This is a genomic window from uncultured Campylobacter sp., from assembly GCF_938030785.1.
Classification (GTDB): domain Bacteria; phylum Campylobacterota; class Campylobacteria; order Campylobacterales; family Campylobacteraceae; genus Campylobacter_B.
Window position 1 is genome coordinate 1 of sequence record NZ_CALHIK010000137.1, and the last position, 2,585, is coordinate 2,585.

The 2,585-nt window shown below is 45.8% G+C and carries 2 protein-coding genes; both read right to left on the reverse strand.

All coding sequences use genetic code 11. The features are described from left to right. Positions 1-325 precede the first annotated feature (325 nt). A complete protein-coding gene (locus Q0438_RS07845) occupies positions 326-1,729 on the reverse strand; it encodes a multiheme c-type cytochrome (protein ID WP_299189934.1) in 1,404 nt (467 codons plus the stop codon). Between the two features lie 10 nt (positions 1,730-1,739). Continuing rightward, positions 1,740-2,297, reverse strand: coding sequence for a NapC/NirT family cytochrome c (locus tag Q0438_RS07850; RefSeq protein WP_299189936.1), 558 nt, complete (start codon positions 2,295-2,297; stop codon positions 1,740-1,742). Between the last annotated feature and the right edge of the window lie 288 nt (positions 2,298-2,585).

The window sequence follows — 2,585 nt, forward strand, 5'->3', positions numbered from 1 at the left end:
GAGTTAAATTTCAAAAGAAATTTGGAGTTAAATTTGAAAAGCTGCGAAGCTTGAAGCTTTGTAGCTTGGAATTATGACTAAATTTGAAGCCTGAAAAATCCGGATAAATTTAGCGCGAGGTTAAAAGATTAAGTCGCGGTTTTGTCCGAGGTCTAATTTAACGGGCTAAATTTTAACTGCGCCAAGATCGCTTGAACTCGTGCGGCACAGTGTTTTAGCCAAAATAAAATTCCGTAGAATTTTGCGCAAATAAAAAAGCCCCCGCACTTAACGGGGGCTTGAGGGTCTAGTTATTGATCCGCGCAACTATGCAGGCTATATGAGATCACTCCTCGATCTTGCCCGTTTTGATGCGGCGTTCGTAGATCTCTTGCATCTCTCTGATGTCGTTTTTGAGCTCGAATACGCCGTGCCAATGCGAATAATCAGGTCCGCCCATTAGCGCGCCTTGGCGCATTCTGCGACCTTCGTGGTGCCACGAAAGATAATATATCTTTTGGAAAGCATCGCTCCAAGGATCCTCTTTTAGGAGTTTTTTCTCCTTAAGATCGTTTAGCATCTTGGTCGCTTCGTCGTTATAGACATTGTATAAAAGTACCTGTTTATCGCCCATCTCAAAGAAATTATTCGTATGAGTCTTGGCGTGGCACTCTTTGCATACTTGCTTCATCTCGGCACGCGCCGCCTCAGGACCGTTTAGGTTACCTGCCAAAGGATTGCCGACGTTTAGTTTGCCGGTATTTAAAAACTCGCTTACCGCAGTATCGTTACCGCCGGTGCGTAGATTGCTCTTGATCTGCCATAAATTCCACTTCAAGCGTTGAGATACGTTATGAGTGGAGTTTAGATCGCCCACGCCGCCGCTCATATGGCAGGTTGCGCATGTAGGAGCGCGGTAATCAGGAACCGCCCAAGTACCAGGAGCACTGTCGAATTTCCACTCGTTGCCTTCGGCGTTGAAGATATGTCCGTGCATCGAGTTGTTGTAAATTTCGATATCCGGATGATCAGGTCCTAGGTGGCAGGATGCGCATGCAGCAGGTTTGCGAGCTTCCGCGATCGAGAATTTATGACCCGAGTGGCACGATTTGCATCCGCCGACGCCACCGTCAGGGTAAACCGTACCGATGCCATATGTAGGCCAGGTCTCTTTGGTAGGCTTGTTATGCTCATCCATTTTAACGACGCCACCGTGGCATTGAGAGCAACCGGTAATATCAGGCGCGTGTTTAAGATCAGGGATATCACGTCCTTCGTAGTGATACATTAGATCAACCATTCCTTTGTTGGCTTGCATCTGCATAGCGCCTCTTGCGTGACCACTGTTCTCAAACTCTTTAACTTCGTTGCTGTGGCATTTAGCACAGGTTTTTGGGCTAACTAGTACTGAGACGTGGTTGTCGGTGTCTTTCGGATGCGGCTCTTTAGATGCCATAGGGCTATCTGCTGGCTGTGAGTGGCAGTCGGTACAGCTAACGCCTACGTGAGCGTGGCGGCTCATCTTCCAATCCGCAACGACGCCGGGAGTTTTTTCGGCATGGCACTCGACGCAGCGTCTAGCTAGCGGCGTAAGCTGCCTATTTACCTTTAAATTTCCCGTCAAATTAATATTTACGGCGTTGCTTAAATTTGCATCCATGGCCGCTTTCGCGCCGTGCTCGGCGCTCGGGGCTTGGGCAAATGCAAATGTTGCGATACAGGCTATTAAAATAGCGACTTTTTTTAGCATTGCTTCTCCTTTATTTGGTTTTGTTATTTTCTCTGTTGTATTTATCCCAATATTTGGTGATTTCGATGCCTAAATTTTTATGACCGACGTTTTCGTGGCACTGCACGCAGGTTTTGCCGGTAGTGCCCGCGAAATAATCCCTATGCGCGAGCCAGGCTTTATCTACTTGGTTGTTTTGCTCTTTTAAATTTCGATGGCAGCTTAGACAGCCGCTTTCATAAACGAAATGGTTGCGCTCCTTGCGCTTTTCCTGCCAGTCGATCTTATCGGCATCGGTAAAGACCGTCTTATAGACGTCGTTTGCGGAGGTCAGAGCCTTGGTCCAAAGATACATAAAGGTATTTTCGTGGGAGACGTGACAGGCGACGCAGTCGGCTTTGAAGCCTTGCGGGTTGTTGCCGCCGTGAACGTCGTTGTGAAAAGCGTTTGCCATCGGCTGCATCGTATGACAGGATACGCAGAATTTATCGGTGCCCGTAAGATGAACCATCTCGGCGATCCCAAGAGATAGCAGCATTCCTATTAGCACGCCTGCGCCCAGCAGAAGCACAAGAAATTTCTTTTTCATAGAGTTCCTTAAAAATTAAGATTCTTTTTCAAAACTGTAATTATTTGATAATTTAAAACTCGAAATTGTATTATAAAAAGATTAAAAACCGCTTATTTTTAGGGTTTTTGCTAAATTTATTAAATACAGATAAAAATTTAAACTTAGTTTTTAGCTTAACGGAATGTAATCTGTTAAAATTTCAATATGAGGAGAGATCATGAAAACGATCCAAGCGGATGAAATTGCCAAAGTAGTCAGCGAGCTTTGCAAAAAAGCCTGTTATCACGTTACGCCCGACATGCGCGC

Coding starts and splice junctions, on each gene's coding strand:
- Q0438_RS07845 (WP_299189934.1), bottom strand. CDS start 1,729: ATGCTAAAAAAAGTCGCTATTTTAATAGCCTGTATCGCAACATTTGCA.
- Q0438_RS07850 (WP_299189936.1), bottom strand. CDS start 2,297: ATGAAAAAGAAATTTCTTGTGCTTCTGCTGGGCGCAGGCGTGCTAATA.